This window comes from Microbacterium sp. NPDC056052 (assembly GCF_042266785.1).
Lineage (GTDB): Bacteria > Actinomycetota > Actinomycetes > Actinomycetales > Microbacteriaceae > Microbacterium.
In genome coordinates, this window is the sequence record NZ_JBHJWV010000001.1 from 619518 (window position 1) to 637170 (window position 17653).

Annotated in this window: 19 protein-coding genes and 4 tRNA genes; 14 read left to right on the top strand and 9 right to left on the bottom strand. The window is 69.3% G+C overall.

The annotated features are described in order from the left end of the window. Positions 1 to 179 precede the first annotated feature (179 nt). The 13 genes from ACFC1J_RS03025 (at position 180) to ACFC1J_RS03085 (ending at position 9484) form a co-directional block, all read left to right on the top strand. Positions 180 to 392, top strand: a complete 213-nt coding sequence (locus ACFC1J_RS03025; RefSeq protein ID WP_292718759.1) for a helix-turn-helix domain-containing protein — start codon at positions 180 to 182, stop codon at positions 390 to 392. 3 nt (positions 393 to 395) lie between these two features. Continuing rightward, a complete protein-coding gene (locus tag ACFC1J_RS03030) occupies positions 396 to 704 on the top strand; it encodes a hypothetical protein (protein ID WP_375902328.1) in 309 nt (102 codons plus the stop codon). After that, positions 701 to 1144: a hypothetical protein gene (locus ACFC1J_RS03035; protein ID WP_375902330.1), complete on the top strand. Its 444-nt coding sequence runs from the start codon at positions 701 to 703 to the stop codon at positions 1142 to 1144. Before ACFC1J_RS03030 ends, ACFC1J_RS03035 begins: the two co-directional genes overlap by 4 nt. A gap of 480 nt (positions 1145 to 1624) precedes the next feature. Further along, positions 1625 to 2161: a hypothetical protein gene (locus tag ACFC1J_RS03040; RefSeq protein WP_375902332.1), complete on the top strand. Its 537-nt coding sequence runs from the start codon at positions 1625 to 1627 to the stop codon at positions 2159 to 2161. Continuing rightward, positions 2158 to 2649: a hypothetical protein gene (locus ACFC1J_RS03045; protein ID WP_375902334.1), complete on the top strand. Its 492-nt coding sequence runs from the start codon at positions 2158 to 2160 to the stop codon at positions 2647 to 2649. The genes ACFC1J_RS03040 and ACFC1J_RS03045 overlap by 4 nt, the downstream gene beginning before the upstream one ends. Beyond that, complete coding sequence (locus ACFC1J_RS03050) at positions 2646 to 3074, top strand: hypothetical protein (protein ID WP_375902336.1); 429 nt, start codon at positions 2646 to 2648, stop codon at positions 3072 to 3074. The genes ACFC1J_RS03045 and ACFC1J_RS03050 overlap by 4 nt, the downstream gene beginning before the upstream one ends. Before the next feature lie 78 nt (positions 3075 to 3152). Further along, the gene (locus tag ACFC1J_RS03055) at positions 3153 to 3332 is read left to right on the top strand and encodes a hypothetical protein (RefSeq protein WP_375902338.1); all 180 of its coding nucleotides are present in this window, start codon (positions 3153 to 3155) and stop codon (positions 3330 to 3332) included. After that, on the top strand, positions 3329 to 3643 hold the full coding sequence (locus ACFC1J_RS03060; protein WP_375902340.1) for a hypothetical protein: 315 nt from the start codon (positions 3329 to 3331) through the stop codon (positions 3641 to 3643). Before ACFC1J_RS03055 ends, ACFC1J_RS03060 begins: the two co-directional genes overlap by 4 nt. Positions 3644 to 3683: 40 nt before the next feature. Next, complete coding sequence (locus tag ACFC1J_RS03065; protein ID WP_375902342.1) at positions 3684 to 3986, top strand: hypothetical protein; 303 nt, start codon at positions 3684 to 3686, stop codon at positions 3984 to 3986. Positions 3987 to 4013: 27 nt separating this feature from the next. Beyond that, positions 4014 to 5192: a hypothetical protein gene (locus ACFC1J_RS03070; RefSeq protein ID WP_375902344.1), complete on the top strand. Its 1179-nt coding sequence runs from the start codon at positions 4014 to 4016 to the stop codon at positions 5190 to 5192. Positions 5193 to 5241: 49 nt separating this feature from the next. Then, positions 5242 to 5790, top strand: coding sequence for a hypothetical protein (locus ACFC1J_RS03075; RefSeq protein ID WP_375902345.1), 549 nt, complete (start codon positions 5242 to 5244; stop codon positions 5788 to 5790). A gap of 78 nt (positions 5791 to 5868) precedes the next feature. After that, positions 5869 to 6414 (top strand): hypothetical protein, encoded by a 546-nt coding sequence (locus tag ACFC1J_RS03080; RefSeq protein ID WP_375902347.1) that lies wholly within the window; start codon positions 5869 to 5871, stop codon positions 6412 to 6414. A gap of 211 nt (positions 6415 to 6625) precedes the next feature. Beyond that, positions 6626 to 9484: a tape measure protein gene (locus ACFC1J_RS03085; protein ID WP_375902349.1), complete on the top strand. Its 2859-nt coding sequence runs from the start codon at positions 6626 to 6628 to the stop codon at positions 9482 to 9484. Positions 9485 to 9657: 173 nt separating this feature from the next. Here the strand turns inward: ACFC1J_RS03085 and ACFC1J_RS03090 are convergent. The 7 genes from ACFC1J_RS03090 to ACFC1J_RS03120 all read right to left on the bottom strand — a co-directional run bounded on the left by ACFC1J_RS03090 (position 9658) and on the right by ACFC1J_RS03120 (position 11987). Further along, positions 9658 to 9729: transfer RNA gene (locus ACFC1J_RS03090), tRNA-Val, on the bottom strand. 30 nt (positions 9730 to 9759) lie between these two features. Next, positions 9760 to 9830 (bottom strand) — tRNA-Cys (locus ACFC1J_RS03095). Between the two features lie 48 nt (positions 9831 to 9878). Continuing rightward, positions 9879 to 9954, bottom strand: a tRNA-Gly gene (locus ACFC1J_RS03100). 155 nt (positions 9955 to 10109) lie between these two features. Further along, positions 10110 to 10904, bottom strand: a complete 795-nt coding sequence (locus tag ACFC1J_RS03105) for an SDR family NAD(P)-dependent oxidoreductase (protein ID WP_375902351.1) — start codon at positions 10902 to 10904, stop codon at positions 10110 to 10112. Positions 10905 to 10999: 95 nt separating this feature from the next. Beyond that, the gene (locus tag ACFC1J_RS03110) at positions 11000 to 11314 is read right to left on the bottom strand and encodes an ArsR/SmtB family transcription factor (protein ID WP_375902353.1); all 315 of its coding nucleotides are present in this window, start codon (positions 11312 to 11314) and stop codon (positions 11000 to 11002) included. Beyond that, positions 11311 to 11784 carry an SRPBCC domain-containing protein gene (locus ACFC1J_RS03115; RefSeq protein WP_375902355.1) on the bottom strand — a complete coding sequence of 158 codons (474 nt, stop codon included), beginning with the start codon at positions 11782 to 11784 and terminating at the stop codon, positions 11311 to 11313. Before ACFC1J_RS03115 ends, ACFC1J_RS03110 begins: the two co-directional genes overlap by 4 nt. A gap of 127 nt (positions 11785 to 11911) precedes the next feature. Continuing rightward, positions 11912 to 11987: transfer RNA gene (locus tag ACFC1J_RS03120), tRNA-Val, on the bottom strand. Positions 11988 to 12137: 150 nt separating this feature from the next. Here ACFC1J_RS03120 and ACFC1J_RS03125 point away from each other — a divergent pair. Beyond that, on the top strand, positions 12138 to 14138 hold the full coding sequence (locus ACFC1J_RS03125; protein ID WP_375902356.1) for an ATP-dependent helicase: 2001 nt from the start codon (positions 12138 to 12140) through the stop codon (positions 14136 to 14138). Between the two features lie 18 nt (positions 14139 to 14156). Here ACFC1J_RS03125 and ACFC1J_RS03130 read toward each other — a convergent pair whose 3' ends face one another. Continuing rightward, positions 14157 to 15347, bottom strand: coding sequence for an acetate/propionate family kinase (locus ACFC1J_RS03130; RefSeq protein WP_375902358.1), 1191 nt, complete (start codon positions 15345 to 15347; stop codon positions 14157 to 14159). Continuing rightward, a complete protein-coding gene (pta, locus tag ACFC1J_RS03135) occupies positions 15344 to 17482 on the bottom strand; it encodes a phosphate acetyltransferase (RefSeq protein WP_375902359.1) in 2139 nt (712 codons plus the stop codon). Before pta ends, ACFC1J_RS03130 begins: the two co-directional genes overlap by 4 nt. Positions 17483 to 17653: the final 171 nt, after the last annotated feature.

Below are 17653 nucleotides of genomic sequence, written 5' to 3' on the forward strand. Positions count from 1 at the left end.
CTGTTCACAGGGAATATCGTCGCACAACGTATTTGCATTGTGCAGATAGGGACACGCCGTAGCTGTGCGCGCACTTGATCATCGATAGTCATTGGTGCACAATAAGCATCACGAATTAAGCGCTGCTGGTGTCAAGGGCCGGGCGAATTGTCAACATCCCGACGATTCGAGGCCCCTCCATGGCATCCGCCAGCACCACACCCGATGAGCCCGTCTGGCTCTCGATCCCATCCGCCGCTGCCCGTCACGATGTGAGCGTGCTCACGCTCCGGCGCATGATCTCCCGCGGCGAACTCCCCGCTTCGCGCATCGGACCCCGCGGCGGCTACCGCATCCGCGTCTCCGACCTCGACGCCATGATGCGCCCCGTGCGCATCCCCGCGAAGGGCTGAGCCGTGTTGATCTCCACCCGGGAGGCCATCGATGCAGTGACTGCTGCTCTCGCTGCGCGTGGCACGGTCCGCCCCATCGACGGCCCGACCGATCACCACCTGTTCACGGTGCTCCGCGATCTCGATGCTGCCGACGGCGACGTGCTCACGCTGGCGCTCATCGACGTACCCGCCGACCTCATCGAGTCCACGGTGCGCATGCTCCCCTCGCGAACCGCTGCGCGTGCGCTCCAGGCGGCCCGGCTCATCGCTGCACTCGCCGAGATCGAGCGCTACGCGAACGGCGATCCCGGCGAGGTGATCACGGCATGATCCCGACGCGCGAAGAGATCGACGCCTTCCTGCTCGCCGTGATGCGCGACCGCGGGATGCAGTACGGGCACCGCGACATGCGAGTGCTCGATGCCGTGATGTCGCGCCTCGGCGAAGCCGGATTCTGCTGGCACCCGTTCCGCGACATCGCCAACGCTGCCGGAGTCTCGCTCGACGCTCTCGAACGGAGCGTGCGGCGCTGGAGCGGCATGGGCGATGAGCCCCCCGTGCTGGTGCGGATGGAGGCACGATCCGGCCCGCGCGCGGTCCGCCGTCACGTGCTGCTGTACTGCCCGCGGCTGACCGGCATCACGGCACCGGACGGGCTGGGCTTGCTCGAACTCTGCGACCTGCCCGACTGTGAGCCGACGCTGACAATCGCACGTGCCGCGGAAATCGCGCCACGGCTCGGGAGTAGGGAACCCGAGGTGACGCGATGAGCAACCGCGGAACCCTCCCGATGCCCCGCGATCCCTACTCCGGAGCCGTGCCGCGGAAATCGCGCCACGTAGAGGCGACCACCTCGCTCACGCTCAGCGGGCGCCTCTCCGAGGCATCTCACGACCCAGCCGGAGCCGGATCCACGCCGGACGCGAGCGGCGTCCTGACACACCGAATCGACCACGACGCTGCCGCTCCCACATCGCCGCTGCCGCCCTCCGCCCTTCGGGCTCCGGTTGCCGTCGATGAGCCCTGCCGAACTCCCAGCCGCCTCGACCCGATGGAGATCCCGGTGCATCATGCCCGCTCGCTCGCTGACGCTCGCTCGCTCGTACGCGCGAGGCACGGTCGCATCGCCGCGGATTCGCACAGAACGGGCACCAGGGCCACCTAGAACCTCATCCGGGCATCCCGGGAGGTCCACGAAGATCCCAGGCCCGCAGATCGCATTTCTCCGCATCCCCGAAAGGAAACCGACCATGGCCCCCCGAACCCTCAGCACCGCATACGGGGCAGTCCACGACCGCCTGCGCCGCGAGCGCGGTCGTGCATCCGCCCACCCGTGCGCCACGCCAGGATGCGACCGCCCGGCGCGCGACTGGGCATACAACGGATCCGCCCCGTTCGTCATCGGCGACGTGGACGGCGCGCCCCGTACCTGGGGGATGAACGCCGACCAGTACGAACCCCGCTGCCGCCGCTGCCACCTCCGCATGGACCTCGGCGGCACCATCGCCACCTGCCCGAACGGACACGACCGCGCCACACACGGCACCTCCGGCACCGGATGCGCCGAATGCTCCCGAATCCGAGCCCGCAACCGCTACAGGAGGAACCGCATGAACGCTCAGGCACCCGACGTCGCCGCCGCCATCCAGACACTCGACTTCCCCGACCTCGTCGCGTTCCTCGACGGCCTCACGTTCGGGGCGTACGCGGCCCTGGTCCCCCATCTGACCACCACCACCATCCGCCGACTGTTCGACCACTACGCGGCCCTGGAGACGCCCGCATGACCGCCGCGCAAACCACCGAAACGCCCGAGCCGGCTCGTGCTGCGGCCTCAGGCTCCGAAACCCACGGGAACGATGCGCGCGCGCGTGTGCGCGAGCCGTTCAAGCCGGGCAACACGGCTGCGGTGACGCATGGCGCCTACTCGGCGAGCAAGGTCGCGGAGGTGGCCGAGGAGATCGAAGCGGAAGCGATGGACGCATTCCCGCTGCTGAGCCTCGACAAGTTCCGGTGGGCGCGTCGGTCATGGGCTCACGCTGAGGCCCGCTGTCAACTGATCCGCGCCGACCTCGACTCTGTCGGGCTGAAGAACCGTCGTGGCACCTACCGGGCATCGCTGCTCACGCTGCTGCACGCCGAGGAACGTCGCGCGGAGAAGGGCCGCAACGCGCTCGGGCTCTCGCCGGACAGCATCGCCCGCATCGTCATGAACCTGCGTTCGGCTGGGACCGCCGTCCTGAGCCCCGATGAGCAGAAGGAGATCGGGCTGTGAGGCGCCTTCACCGGGCCGCCCACGATCTCGGCGTCAGCGTGGCGCCGCGCTACGACGGGCCGCCCGAGTACACGTCCCCCACGCTGTTCCGCGACGCGCTCGCCGAGCGGAACCGGCTCCCGGCGGCGCTCCGGCGACCGGGCTACTACGGGGAGGATCCGCTGCTGCGGGCCATCGCCCCACTGGTCCGCTCGGAGCCCGGATCGCTCCCCCGCGTCATCGCCCTCGTCGCGTGGTACTTCGAGGATCCGGCGGCTGAGGACTGGCTGATCGACCGGCTCGGCGATGAAGAGGCGGGCTGGCTGTACGACTACGCCGAAAAGGTCGCGCAGGCGCACCTACTGGAGCACGGAGAGGCCGCCGTGCTCGGCGTTACTGATGCAACACCAGGAACCGACGCGGGCGGAGATCCCAATGATCACTGACCACGACGCCCGTGGAAGCCACCACGACACTCCCGTGCACCGCTTCCGCACCGTATCCACCTCCGGAAGGAACGCCCGATGACCACGAACCCGCATGCCGACCTGCTGGTCGCGATGGAGCAGACCGCTATCGCTGCCGAGGCGATGACAGGGCTCCGGCAACAGTTCATCGACCTGGGATGGCCGCCGGAGCAGGCCGGGCAGGCGGTCCTGAACCTGATGGCGCTCGCCGTCGCGCAGGCACAGGGCGCCGCATGAGCCGCCGTCGTGCTCCCCGCCCCATCCCGACCATGGCCGAGGCCGAGACCCGCGCCCGGCTCGCCATCGACGCCCGGCGGACCCGAGACGCCGCCGACCATGCCCGCGCCAACGCCGACCGCGCACGCGCCGCCATGCGGTCCCTGCCGGGCGTGCTGCTCGAACGGCGAGCCGCTGCGGCACGGGCTGAACACGCCGACGCGGCCCGCCGCGCACGGCTAACCCCGGTTCACGAACGCCTCATCGCCGCCGCACGATCCGACGTGCTCGCGGCAGTCCCCGACTCCGTCGAATCGTTCGACTGGTCCTGACCCTGATCCCGACCCCAACCCCCAACCCCGAAGGAATGACATGACCGGCAAGCGCACCAGTAACAGTCCGACGAAGATCCACACCGCTCACGGCGTGAACGGCACCGCCCGCGACCGAGTGCAACGACGGCTGATGGACGCCGTCCGCCAGGACAAGCGCGACACCATCGAACACCCCGACCCCGCCGTCGTGCAGGCCGCGCTCGTACGCTCCCGGCTCATGCCGACGGCGCTTGGCTACGCCTGCCCGCGCTGCGGCACAGAGGCGGGCTCGTACTGCGCGGGGCAGGGTGTCTGCGGCGCCCGCGCCACGCTCGCACGCCGCGCACTCGCCACCGCCTGAGCCCTAACCCCCGATAGGAGACCGACCATGCCCCTGCCGATGTACCGCGGCGAATCCGAGAGCCACATGAACGCCCGCGCCCTCGCCGCGCTGCCGGACCCCGAACCCGACATGCCACCCGCCGACGATGGCGCCAACCGGATCCGCAACGCGGACCCCGCCGCGATCATGCCCGCCCTGCGAGCACTCGGCCAGCGCGCTGAGCGCGAGCGCGAGCAGGCAGCGCGAGAGCAGACCGCGCACCGCGTGCCCGCCGTGGTGCGAAGCGGACGGCTCGCCTCCACCACGTTCGCGATGATGCACCCCATCGGCTGCGCGGACCTCCCCGCCGAGCACATCGCGTGCGGCTACTGCGGCACGCCGACGACCTCGGGCGTGACGTCCAAGCACAACGTGACCGGGCGCATCGTCACGTACGCGGACGGCATGACGCGCGAGGAACCCGCGGGCGGAACCGCCGACTTCGGCACGTGCGACGCCTGCCGCGAGCGACACGACCTTGCCGGAGCTCTGATCGACGCGCACCCGGCAGCGCTGCGCGCCATCGGCTCCCGGTCCATCGCCGTGCACCGGCTCGCTGGGGCTCTCGACGCGCTCGCCGTGCTCGGCGTCGAAACACCCCGCGAGATGACGACCGAGGCGCTGGGCGATCTCATCCGCATCCTGGCGCCCCTCGGCATCGGTGCGCGCTGGTCCGCGCGGTTCTCGCCGATCATCGCCGCCGACGCGGACATGAAGCAGGCAGCGGCGAAGCCGTGGCAGCACGTGCGGCTCGTGCCGCTGCGCGACCTCCGGAAGGCGTACGGGCAATACCTCGCTCACCGGCAGCCGCCCCGGATGATCCCGTGCCCGACCGGCGGATGCATGCTCTGCGGCGTCGCCGCCGTGTTCGCGCGGCGCGTGGATGAGCCGTGGACCGCGGCCAGCCTGAAAGCGAGCGTCGTCCGAGGCCGTAGCGACGCGAGCGGGCACCTGTGCCCCACCTGCTCAGAGGCACGGCGGGAGGCCGGGCACTACGCCCTCGATGCGGCGTACCTCGAAGCCGTGGACCCGACCCACGCGCTGCGCCGCAAGCAACCGGAGCCGCCGCGGTTCGATGACGGGCTCACCGCATGGGTGACAACCGGTCGCGCGCCGAGCGCTGAGCCGTTCGCGTGGACCGACCTCGACCGGATGCGGAAGCTCATGGTCACGAGCGGCTGGTGAGCCCCGATAGGCTCGCGGTCACCCTATGAATCACCTGAGAGGAACTGCCATGACCAACAGCACCGAGACGCCCGCTCCGGGCAAGCCCTGGTATCGACGTGTCCCATGGTGGGGTTGGGTCGCGGGCGTAGCGGCCCTGCTCGTCATCGGAGGGATCTACAACGCGGTGAACCCCAAGGGCGCGGCCACGCCGCAGACCGCCGCGACATCCGCACCGGCGACCGAGGCGCCCGCCCCCACGGCAAGCGTTCCGGCGCCCGCCGTGACCGAGACGAAGCCGGAGCCCACCCCGACGCCGCAGGCGCCCGCGTTCGCGGCGAGCGTGTGGGCGAAGGTCCTGGCCAACTTCTCTGACGGCACTGTCCCGCCGGACAGCCCCCTTGTCGCGGTGACGGGCGTCGAGGACATCTCGTCCGGCACGATCCGCGTGCTCGTGCAGGAGCCGCTGACGAAGCCCGGTCGCGTCGAAGTCGCTCGCCACGTCTTCAACCTCGGCGGCGGGATGGACACCACCGACCTGAAAGTCGTTGTGGTCCGAGACGCGAGCGGCGTGGACTCGAATCACTACCGAAGCGACTTCCCGTATCTGCCGCAGTAGTCCGACCCGCGGCTAGCCCCCGCGCGGCTCGTGAGCCGGAAGCCCCATCCTGACCGCGTATCGGCCAGGATGGGGCCCGTGAAGTTCTCCGACTGGATCTCTCTCATCGCACTCGTCGTGTCGCTCGCAACCGCCGGATGGACCGCGTACAACCGGCTTCGATGGGCGAAGCCGGTTCCGAGAGTGAGCGGCACCCAGTGGATGAGCATCGTGGCGCCTTCGCAGCACAGCACCACAGCGGGATTCAGCATCGACATCACGAACGTCGGCGACCACGCCACGCAGATCACCAAGGCGTATTGGGAAATCGACCGCGGTAACGGCATCGAACTCCGCCTGGTGGCGGGCAGCGTGGCAGGCACGGATTCCCTGTTCGAGGCGCGGAAGGATCCGAGCCTGCGACCGGCCCCAGGATTCCCGTTCACGCTGGAGCGATACCAGAGCAGAGGGTGGGACTACATCGTGTCGATGGACGGGTGGAAAGACCTCCAGAACATCCGCAGAGCCCGCGTCGTAGTCGAGTACACCTCGCGGAAGTCGCACGAGATCATTCGCGGCCCTTGGGAGCCCTCGCAAATCGCCCTCGAAGCGAGGCGGAGCCTGGAGCCGTCGCCCGACGAATAGCGAGAGTTTCGCCGCCCGATGCGGTGCATGTGCGGCGCGCGGGCTTGGCTGCCGCAAGTGAAATCGTGCCTCATCTGGGTGTTTCATTCAGCGCCGAGGCTGGGTAGAAGACAGTACCGCTTCCTCTGGAGGCGCCCCGTTAAGATCGGGACCATACGAAGTGACCTGCTGGTGAAAGGGCCGGGGCTGATCTCTGAAAGAGAGCCCCCGCATGGCAGGAAACGTCGTCGGCGTCGTCACCATTGAGGTAGACGCGGATGCATCGGAAGTCCCCGACAAGGTCAAGAAGTCCGCCACCGGCGGCATGGATGGCGTCGGCGCCGCACTCGGCGCTGCGCTCGGCAAGGGCCTTGCCGCGTCCGCCGTCGTCGCCGGTAGCGCCGTCGCCGGGATCCTCGGCGCGTCCCTGGCCAAGGGATTCAGCCGCCTCGACGCCATCGATCAGGCACAGGCGAAGTTGATCGGCCTCGGCAACTCTGCGGCGGACGTCAAGGCGATCATGAACGCCGCCACGGCGGCCGTGAAAGGCACATCGTTCGGGCTCGGCGAAGCGGCATCGGCGGCGGCACAATTCGCCGCCGCGGGGATCCCCCTGGGCGACATGCAACGGTCCCTCTCGATCCTCGGTTCCACGGCATCCGTCGCGGGCGTCTCGATGAGCGAGATGACCCAGATCTTCGGCAAGGTGGCCGCCACCGGCAAACTCTCCGGCGAAGTCGTCGCGCAGTTGGGCGAGCGCGGCGTGCCGATCCTCTCGATGCTCAGCAAGCAACTCGGCGTGACCACCGAGGACGTCTCCAAGATGGTCTCGTCGGGACAGATCGACTTCCAGACCTTCCAGACGACGCTAGAGGGCGCCCTGGGCCCCGCCGCCCTCGCAATGGGCCAGACGTTCCAGGGCATGCTCTCCAACATCGGCGCGGCGATGGGGCGCATGGGCGCCGCCCTCGAAAAGCCGATCTTCGAGGCACTGAAAAGCGTGCTGCCGTCCGTCATCCACCTGTTCGATGAACTCACCAAGGTGGCTACTCCCATCGGCGAGGCCATCGGGCAGAAGGTCGCCCCGGCGTTCGCGGCGTTCGGGCGGGCGCTGAACTCGATCAACCTCACAGGCTCGCTCTCCGGCGTGCAGGCGTTCGGCGCCGCGCTGGCACCGCTCGCACCGCTCCTCGCCGTGCTCGGCGTGATGGCCGCCGGAGCGCTGTCCAAGATGGCGGTGATCGGCCCCATCCTGCAACCGCTACTCTCGCCGATCACCGCGCTCAGCGCCGCCCTCGGCCCGCTCGGGATCGCGTTCGCTGCTCTCGGCGTGACGCTCGCCGCGGTGAAGCCGGAGACGCTGACCGCCGGATTCACCGCGCTGGTGAACACGCTCCCGGGCATGATCTCCGGCCTGGTCAACGGCGTCGTCTCCGCGGTCGCCACGCTGATCCCGGCGATGGTCTCCAACCTCGTCGGCAACATCCCGATCCTGGTGAGCGGCGTCACCGCGCTGGTCACCGCCATCATCACGACACTCACCGGCGCCCTGCCCGGCGTCATCACCGCGCTGGTGTCGATCCTCCCCGGCATCGTGTCGGCGTTCGCCACGCTGATCCCCAACGTCGTCGGCGCGCTCACCTCCGCGGTGCCGCTGCTCGTCGGCGCCATCGGATCCGCCATCCCCGCAATCATCGGCGCGCTCGCGGGCGCACTGCCTGCGGTGATTCAGGCGGGCGTCGGCATGGTCACCGGCCTGGTGAACGGGATCCTCTCGGTGCTGCCGATGGTCGTCCAGGCGTTCACGACGATGATCCCCCAGATCGTCGCCGCGGTCACCGGCGCCATCCCCGTGCTCGTCAGCGCGCTCACCTCGGCCATCCCGATGCTCGCGCAGGCCGGGATCCAGATGATCACCGGGCTGGTGACCGGGATCACCACGATGATGCCGATGGTCCTCCAAGGGATCATCTCGGCCATCCCGATGCTCATCCAGGCCGTGCTCACGATCATCCCGCAGTTGATCACGGCCATCATCGGCCTGATCCCCGTGGTCGTGCAGGCAGGGATCCAGTTGTTCACCGGCCTGGTGACGGCTCTCGTCACGGCGATCCCGCTGATCATCACGCAACTCGTGACCATGCTCCCCCAGTTGGTCACCTCGCTGGTCTCGATGATCCCGACGCTGATCACGACGGGGCTCCAGTTGTTCCTCTCGCTCGTGCAAGCGATCGTCACCGCGATCCCCCAGATCATCACCGCCGTGGTGAACCTGCTCCCCGACCTCGTCTCGACGCTGCTCGGCATGATCCCGACGCTCATCACCACGGGCATCGACCTGTTCATCTCGCTGGTGACCGCGCTTGCCGAGGCGCTGCCGCAGATCATCTCCGCCGTGGTGGCGATCCTGCCGCAGTTGGTCTCCGCCCTGATCGGCATGATCCCCACGCTGATCAACGCGGGCATCCAACTGTTCATCTCGCTGGTGCAGTCCATCCCCCAGGCGCTCCCCGCGATCCTCAACGCCCTGATCTCGATGGCGCCGCAGTTGGTCTCCGCCATCGTCTCGATGGTCCCGCAGTTGGTCTCCGCGGGCGTCGATCTCATCGGCGGGCTCGTGCAGGGCCTCATGTCCGCCGCGGGCGACGTCGGCGCGGCGCTGCTCCAGATCGCGCAGGATGCCGTCGGCAACTTCCTGTCCTTCCTCGGCATCCACAGCCCCAGCCGCCTGTTCGCGGGCTTCGGCCAAGACACGATGGCGGGCTACGTGAAGGGCGTGGACAAGATGGCGGCGACCGTCTCGGACTCGCTGCTGAACATGGTGAAGCCCATCGCCGCGCGGATGACCGTGGACAACGAAGTGAGCGACGTCCTGAAACCGCTCCGGAACACCGTCAACGTGGACTCGGCCGCGACGACCGCCAACCCGTTCCGCCCGGCTGCGCCACCCGCGGACCCGCGGAGCGGCACCGCTGCGGCCGGTACGACTGTGAACGTGGAGGCGGGCGCCATCGCGATCCACGGCGCCGACGCCTACAAGGCCGCCATCGAGGTCGAAGACCGGTTCGCGGAACTCGGCGCCAAGGGATGATCATGGCTCGCGGCGCCGCATAGACTGGCGCTGTCCTTCGTATCGGCTGAGCCCCTGTCACGTTCATCGTGGCGGGGGCTTCGTCGTCTCCCTGGGAGGCGATGCGGTGCGTATACGGTGCAGGCCACTTCCCCGGATACGAGAAAAGCCCCGTGATCGGGGCTTTTCCTCTGTGCGCGATACTGGGATCGAACCAGTGACCTCTTCCGTGTCAGGGAAGCGCGCTACCGCTGCGCCAATCGCGCCTGTTCAGGCTATTCAGTTTAAAAGAAGCGAGGTGGCGACGGGATTCGAACCCGTGTAAACGGCTTTGCAGGCCGGTGCCTAGCCTCTCGGCCACGCCACCATGTGGATTCGAACCCACATGCCGAAGCCCCCGAAGGGGCTCCTGCACTGGAGCGGATGACGAGACTCGAACTCGCGACCCCAACCTTGGCAAGGTTGTGCGCTACCAACTGCGCTACATCCGCGTTTTGTGTTTCCCCGGTGTCCCGGGCACTTGAAATACATTAGCCGAGGTTCGGGCCTTCGCCAAACCGAGACCCGTTCTCGGGCGTGTCCAGCGGGATTCCGGAGAGGGCACGGGAATCGTGTGCACCATCGGAACGTGCTCCCCCGCTGCGACTCAGTCCACGAGCGCGCCCGCCGACAGGTTCGCGATCGCCCCCGTCATCGACGCGGCGCGGTCGGACGCGGCGAACGCGAGGTACTCCGCCACCTCGCCGAGCACCGGGAGGCTGCCGAGCAGGGTCGACCCGGCGAGCCCCCCGACCCATTCATCCATCGGGACATCGCCGGCAGCGGCGATACGGCCGAACATCTCCCGCGTGTAGGACGTCTCCATCGCGTCGGAGATCGCATGCGGACGCACGCACACCACGCGCACTCCGTCGGGCCCGAGCTCACCGGCGAGTGCCCGGGAGAACCCCTCGAGCCCTGCCGACTGCGCCGCGTTGCCGATCAGTCCACGCCCGGTCAGCCGGGCTCCCGGCGTCGAGATGGTCAGGATGACGCCGCCGCGCTGCGCGATCATGTGCCGTGCCATCGCCTTCGCGGTCACGAAGTTCGTCTGCAGGTACCCCACGACAGGGTGCAGATAGTCATCGAGCGAGGTGTCACCGATCGACAGCCCCTGCACATGGTCGAAGCCGACCGCGTTGAGCGCGACATCGATGCGCCCGACCTCCGCGACGACATCGTCGGCGTGCCGGTCGACGGCAGCCTGATCCATGGCGTCGACGACGGCGACGGATACGTCTCCTCCCTCAGCCCTGGCTGCGGATGCCGCCGCCTCGAGGCGAGGGAGCGACCGGCCGGCCAGGAACAGCCGCGCGCCCTCTCGCGCGAAGACTCTCGCCGCCGCGGCACCGATCGACCCGCCACCGCCGTGGATCACTGCGACCTTGTTCTCGAGCAGCATGATGCCGCCTCCTGTCCCGTGTTGTTGTGCAACGTCAGAATTGCACATCCGGAAGCATTTCTGCAACCTTCTGATTGCAGTAATGGTGCGAAGGGCTACAGCTTCTCGGCGATCTCCTTGATCGCCGCGAGCCGGCTCTCCCACTGACGGCCGATCTCGTCGAGTCGCCGCGCCGTGGCGTTGAGCTCTGCACCGACGACCCGGTAGCGCACCTCGCGTCCCACGCGGACAGGTTCGACCAGGCCGACCTCGGCGAGCACGCTCAGATGCTTCGCGATGGCCTGCCGCGACACGGGGAACCGCGCGGCGAGGGCCGACGCCGAAGCCTCCCCGTCCCCGAGCGCGGCGAGGATGCTCCACCGCGTCTCATCCCCGAGCGCGGCGAAGACCGAGACGAGCGACGGGGTCATTCGTGGGCCCCGAGCAGCGCGACGAGCTTGTCGAGTTCGATGTTCCAGCCTTCGCGGTGGCTCTCGAGGTTCGCGAGCGGATCCGATGTCCGCTCGAAACCGGACTCGACGACAGTGAGCCGCGTCCCCTCCCCCTCGGGCTCCAGCGTGAAGGTGAACACGGTCGAGTTCCCCTCGTCGATCTCGTCCGGCATCCGGCCGAGGGCGTTGTCGTTGCTCCAGCGATAGGTCACCGAGCGCGGCGCATCGATCGACTCGATCCGGATCGGGACGGCGCCGTGATCGTCGAAGGTCATCGTTCCCACACCCGCGCCATCGAGCACGGTGCGACCGAACCAGAGAGAAAGATGCTCCGGGTCGGTGATCGCGCGCCAGACCTTCGCCGTGGGTGCAGCGATGGTGATGCTCCGCGTGACGGAGAACACCCCCTCGTCGGCGACGGCGGGCGGCGTGCGGTCCGCGCTCCCCATGGATATACCTCCTGCGGTGCTCCGGAGAGTCGGCGCAATGACCCTCCTGCAACCCACAGGTTACAGCAGCGGGGGGCGTGACCGCCGAGAACGACGAAAGCCGCTGGTCTCGACCAGGGGCTTTCCGTGGTGGGCGATGCCGGACTCGAACCGACGACCTCTTCCGTGTGAAGGAAGCGCGCTACCAACTGCGCCAATCGCCCCTAGGGGTTTTCCGTGCCAAAGGCACAGGTAAAGAGCATACCCGATCGGCGGGCAGCCCACGGACAGCGCTCGTCGGCCGGGCGTGGCGCATCGCGCATCGTGCTCCCCGAGGAGCGTCGATGTCGGAGGGCGCGGATACCGTCTCATCCGTGAGCAGCGCAGACGCGATCGAAGAGCTGGACGAGATGCAGCGGCGCGCCGTCGAGCACGGCGAGGGGCCGCTCGTCGTCGCCACCGGCGCCGGGACGGGGAAGACCCGCGTGCTCACCAGCAGGGTCGCACGGCTGATCGACACGGGCGTGCCGCCCGAGCGCATACTGCTCCTCACGTTCACCCGGCGCGCGGCCGCCGCGATGACGGCGCGCGCGGCGGCGATGGTCGGCGACACCGCGCTCACCCAGCGCATCGCCGGAGGGACGTTCCACGCCGTGGCGCACCGCGTCGTCGCCGAGTACGCGCAGCATCTGGGGCTGGCCGACATCACGGTGCTCTCACCCGACGACGTCGTCGACCTCCTCGATCTCCTGCGCAGTGAGCACGGCCTGGACGGCACCGATAGGCGGATGCCCACGAGCAGGGCGATGGCCGACATCGCCTCCCGTGCCGTGAGCCTGGAGAAGCCCGGTCGTGAGGTGATCTCGGATCAGTTCCCGTGGGCGCTCGGACATGCCGACGAGATCATGGGGCTCCTCCGCGCCTATGCACAGCGCAAGCGGGCGCGCGGGCTCCTCGACCTGGACGACCTCCTTGTCGCCTGGCGCGCGCTCGTGCGCGATCCCCATGTGGGGGCGAGACTGCGCGCACGGTGGGACTGGGTGCTCGTCGACGAGTATCAGGACGTGAACCGTGTGCAGGCGGACATCGTGCGGGAGCTGACTCCCCACGGTCGCGGGCTGACCGTCGTGGGCGACGATGCACAGGCGATCTACGGCTTCCGCGGCGCCGGCGCCGGGCAGCTGCAGGAGGTCCTCGACGGCCATCCCGATGCCGAGCTCATCCGCCTGGAGCGGAACTTCCGCTCCACCCAGCCGATCCTCGATCTTGCGAACGCCGCACGCCCGGAGGACTTCCCGATCCGGCTCGTCGCGGACCGGGCGGGATCCGCTCCCCGGCCCGAGCTCGTGCGGTGCGAGAACGCCGACGAGGAGGCCCGCACGATCGCCGACCGGATCCTCGCGGTACATGCCGACGGCGTGCCGCTGCGGGAACAGGCCGTGCTGATGCGCACCGGCTCGCACAGTGCGATGCTCGAGGTGGAGCTCAAGGTCCGAGACATCCCCTTCGTCAAGTTCGGCGGCATCGGCTACCTCGAGACCGCACATGTGCGAGACCTCCTGGCCGCGTTCCGGGTCGTGCTCAATCCGGCCGACGAGATCGCGTGGTATCGGCTGCTCACGCGGCACCGCGGCCTCGGGAAGGTCAGCGCGCGGCGACTCGCCGGCATCCTGGCGGATCGGGGCATCGCCGGAGGATCCGAGGCGATCGCCGCGGCGCCCCCGACCGCTCGCGTCGGGCTCGCGACCACGCTCTCCCTGCTCGGCGTCGTCGACGCCGAGTCTCCGGTGTCCGAACTGGTCGAGGCCTGCCATGACGCCATCTCGGGACTGCTGGAGCAGCACTACCCCGATTGGCAGCGCAGGGCCTCCGACGTCCAGGAGATCGCCGAGGCCGCAGGACGCCAGAGCGACCTGCGCACCTTCGTGGGCGAGCAGGCGATCGATCCGGTGACGCGGGCCGGGGACTGGGCCGCGCAGCCGCACCTGGACGAGGACTGGGTGACGCTGTCCACGATCCACTCGGCCAAGGGCCTGGAGTGGTCGCACGTCCACCTTCTCCGAGCCACGGACGGCGCGATGCCGTCCGACATGGCCCTCACCTCCCACTCCGGCCTGGAGGAGGAGCGACGCCTGTTCTACGTCGGGCTCACTCGCGCGCGCGACACCTTGAGCGTCTACGCCCCGGCGACGCTCCCCACGCATCCGACCGCCTTCACCGCCCGTCACGTGCAGGCCAAGCCCAGCCGGTTCCTGACGAGCGAGGCGCTCTCGTGCATGACGGTGCTCGATGCGCGGATCGCCGAGCCGAGCCGGAAGGACGCGGCCTCTGGCCCTCGGGTGAGCCTGGGCGAGCTCGACGCGCTGTTCGCCTGACGCCCGAGTCGTCGCGGTTCAGGCCAGGATCTGCACCGTCTGCCGGGCGATCTCGAGTTCCTCGTTCGTCGGCACCACCAGCACCGTCACCCGGGACGCAGCCGTCGAGATCACGCGGATGCCCGCTCCCGACGCCTCGTTCCGCGCAGGGTCGATCTCGACGCCCGCGAATCCCAGCGTCGCCATCGCCTCGCGCCGCACGAGGGCGTTGTTCTCCCCCACCCCGGCGGTGAACGAGATCACGTCGACGCCGCCGAGCTGCGCGAGGTAGGCGCCGGCGTACGCGCGCAGGCGGTGGATGTACACGTCGAAGGCGAGCGCGGCGGCCTCATCCCCGTCGGCGGCACGGGTGAGGACGTCGCGCATGTCCGAGACGCCCGCGAGCCCCTTGAGTCCGCTGCGGGTGTTCAGCAGCTCGTCGAGATCATGGATCGTCATGTCGGCCCGGCGTGCCAGCGTGAACAGCACCGCGGGGTCGATGTCACCCGAGCGTGTGCCCATCACGAGACCTTCCAGAGGCGTCATGCCCATCGACGTCTCCACCGAACGCCCGCCGCGCACCGCGGCCACAGAGGCGCCGTTGCCGAGGTGGAAGACGATCTGCCGCAGATCCTCGCGCTCACCGCCCACGAACGCGGCAGCCGCCTCCGACACGTACTTGTGCGAGGTGCCGTGGAAGCCGTACCGGCGGATCCGATGCGCCTCGGCCAGCTCACGGTCGATCGCGTAGGTGTACGCCGCAGGGGCGAGGGTCTGGTGGAACGCGGTGTCGAACACCGCGACGTGGGGCACATCAGGGAAGGCGGCCTGCGCGGCACGGATGCCCTGGAGCGCTCCGGGATTGTGCAGCGGCGCGAGCGCCGACAGCTCGTCGATGTTGATCTCGACGAGCGGCGTGATCAGCGTCGGCTCGAAGAAGCGCGCACCGCCGTGCACCACCCTGTGTCCGAGCGCGGCGGGCGGGAACTCCTCGAGCGACGGCCCGTGCGCAGCGAACGCGTCCAGCATCGCCTGGAAGCCGGCCGTGTGATCGGGGATCGGCAGCGTCCGCTCGGTCTCGTCCCCCGCGGCGTCGACGTGCACCGCGCGTCCTTCGGGCTGCCCGATGCGCTCGACGAGTCCCGAGGCGAGGGAGGCGCCGCCGTCGACATCGATGAGCTGGTACTTGAACGAGGACGATCCGCTGTTGATGACCAGGACGATGCTCACGAGGCGCTCCCCTGCTGGGCCTGGATCGCGGTGATCGCGATCGTATTGACGATGTCCTCGACGAGCGCGCCGCGGGAGAGATCGTTGATCGGCTTGTTGAGCCCCTGCAGCACCGGCCCCATGGCGACCGCGCCGGCGGAGCGCTGCACGGCCTTGTACGTGTTGTTGCCGGTGTTCAGATCGGGGAACACGAACACGGTCGCCCGCCCCGCCACCGAAGAGCCGGGAAGCTTCGCCCGGGCGACCGCCGCATCGGCGGCGGCGTCGTACTGGATCGGCCCCTCCACCGGCAACTCCGGCGCGCGCTCGCGCACCAGCTCGGTCGCCGCCCGCACCTTCTCGACCTCGGCTCCGGATCCGGAGTCCCCCGTCGAATACGAGAGCATCGCCACACGGGGATCGATGCCGAACGCGGTCGCCGTCGCAGCGGAGGAGATCGCGATGTCGGCGAGCTGCTCGCTCGTGGGATCCGGGATCACCGCGCAGTCGCCGTAGACGAGGACGCGATCCGCGAGCGCCATCAGGAAGACCGAGGACACCACGGAGACCCCGGGCTTCGTCTTGATGATCTCGAACGCCGGACGGATCGTGTGCGCGGTGGTGTGGGCCGCACCGGACACCATGCCATCCGCGAGGCCGAGGTGCACCATGAGCGTGCCGAAGTACGAGACGTCGGTCACGGTGTCGGCCGCCTGCGCGACGGTGACGCCCTTGTGCGCCCGCAGTCGCGCGTACTCCTCCGCGAACCGCGGCACGAGGACGGGATCCGTCGGAGACACGATGCGCGCCGCGTCCAGATCGACCCCGAGCTCGCGGGCTCGGGCCCGCACCGCGGCCTCCTCGCCGAGGATCACGAGGTCGGCGATCCCGCCCGCGAGGACGGCCCCCGCCGCGCGGAGCACGCGGTCGTCGCCGCCCTCGGGCAGCACGATCGTGCGGCGCTCGGCGCGCGCGCGGTCGAACAGCTCGTACTGGAACATCAGCGGCGTCACGACGTCGGAGCGCGCGACGCCCAGCTGCGCGATGAGCGCCGGCACGTCGACGTTCTGTTCGAACAGCGCGAGGGCCCGGCCCACCCGGTGCGGGGCGTCCACGGAGAGGCGACCCGGGGCGTTCATGATGCGCACGGTCGTGTCGTAGGTGCCGTGATCGGTCGCGATGATCGGCACCCGCGGCCCCAGTCCGTCGAGGAGTCGTTCGATCGGCTCCGGTAGGGCGAACGGGCCGTTCAGCACGATCGCGGCGATCGAGGGGAAGGTTCCCGCCGCCTGCGCCAGCAGCGTGGCCAGCAGCACCTCTTCCCGATCCGCCGGCACGACGACCACGGACGACTCGATCAGCCGAGGCAGCACGTTCACCATCGACATGCCCGCGATCACGACATCGAGCACCTCGCGATCGAGGAGTTCCTCGTCGCCGCGGATCATCCGTCCCTCCAGCGCGGCGCGCACGCCGCTCACGGAGGGGGCGACGAGCGATCGGTCCTCCGGGATCACCCATACGGGCACGTCGTCGGCGGCGCCTGCCGGCCGCTCCGCCAGCACCGCGGAGACCGCCGCGGTGATCTGGTCCCGCTGCGCGGCATCGGCGCGGTTGACAATGATCGCGGACAGCATGGCCCGCTCCTGCACCAGCTCTGCCATGCCGAGTCGGGTGAGCTGGCCCAGCTGCGCGGAAGTGCGCGCCTCGGTGACGCCGAGGCGCTCGCCGTGGCCGGCGGTGTCCCGGCCACCGAGCACGAGCAGCACAGGGGCCCCGAGATTCGCCGCGATCCGCGCGTTGACCCCGAGCTCCGCAGGAGCCGCCACATCCGTATAGTCGCTCCCCAGGATCACGACGGCGTCGCACTGCGCCTCGACCGCCCGATAGCGCTGCAGGATCCGTCCGAGGGCCGCATCGGGATCGGCGTGGAGCTCGTCGTAGCCGACGCCGACGCACTCGGCCGCGCCGAGTCCGACCTCGGTGCGGCTCAGCAGCATCTCCAGCACGTCGTCGGTGCCATCGGTCGTACGCGTGACGGGACGGAACACACCCACCCGGGCCGTCGCCCTGCTCAGTGCGTCGATCACGCCCAGCGCGATCAGCGACTTGCCGGAGTGGCCTTCGATGGACGTGATGAGGATGCTCTTCGCCACGCCCTCAGCTTACGCGCGGTGATCCACGCGCCACGCGCCGTGCGGACCGGCGCCGAGGGAGCGGTTCTCCCAGGCTCCCCTGATATCGTCGCGATGTCGGCGTCTTGCCGGTATCAGGGAAGACTTCTCGTCAACCGACCGGCCGTTTCTCGCCTCTTCGTTCTCCGTCGC